Origin of the sequence: Mesorhizobium sp. M5C.F.Ca.IN.020.32.2.1, assembly GCF_004023105.1 — a bacterium.
Taxonomy (GTDB): Bacteria; Pseudomonadota; Alphaproteobacteria; order Rhizobiales; family Rhizobiaceae; genus Mesorhizobium; species Mesorhizobium wenxiniae.
In genome coordinates this window covers 1-544 of sequence record NZ_RZSX01001605.1, presented here as the reverse complement: position 1 = coordinate 544, position 544 = coordinate 1, and the positions used below count along the sequence as shown (strand labels likewise).

Sequence of the window (544 nt, the reverse complement as noted above, 5' to 3'; positions counted from 1 at the left end):
GTGTACGATCCCTTTGACTCGTCCGCCAATACGATTCCTCATGAAAAAAGCCGCCCGCGATCGCAGGCGGCTTGTTCGAAAAAGAGTTGGAGCCTCAGGCGCGCTTGAAACGCGCCTGCATCTGCTCGCGAAATTCTTCCGACGTGATCTCGCCGGCGACATACCGGGCGTTGGCCGCCTCGAGAACAGGATCGTGGGTATAGCCCTGCCGGATGTTGGCCGCGCGGGCCTGATCGGTGGCCTTCTTGCGCTTGGCAATGGCCTCCGGGGAACGATCGGGACGTGCGGAATGGATGTTCATCTGCCAATCTCCAGTTGCCTTGCACCCTAGCAAGAAAAGTGCTGAAAATCCAGCACTTTGGGGTGATTTTCGGCGTTTCTGAAGTAGGCGCCCGGCTTTTGGCCGGGCGCTTTACAGCGATTAATCGCGGGGTTCCCATTCGATGATCGCCTGCAGAGTCGGGTCGTCCTGGCCCGGGAAGCGGCCGAGATTGGCGTTGAAGCTGAGGCGCTTGATCGAGAGCGTGTAGTAGGGCTTGCCCTC

The 544-nt window shown here is 59.4% G+C and carries 1 protein-coding gene; it reads right to left on the bottom strand.

Going from position 1 to position 544, the window contains the following annotated elements; genetic code table 11:
* Positions 1-94: 94 nt before the first annotated feature.
* The gene (locus tag EOA86_RS37710) at positions 95-301 is read right to left on the bottom strand and encodes an antitoxin VbhA family protein (protein ID WP_095483089.1); all 207 of its coding nucleotides are present in this window, start codon (positions 299-301) and stop codon (positions 95-97) included.
* Positions 302-544 lie beyond the last annotated feature (243 nt).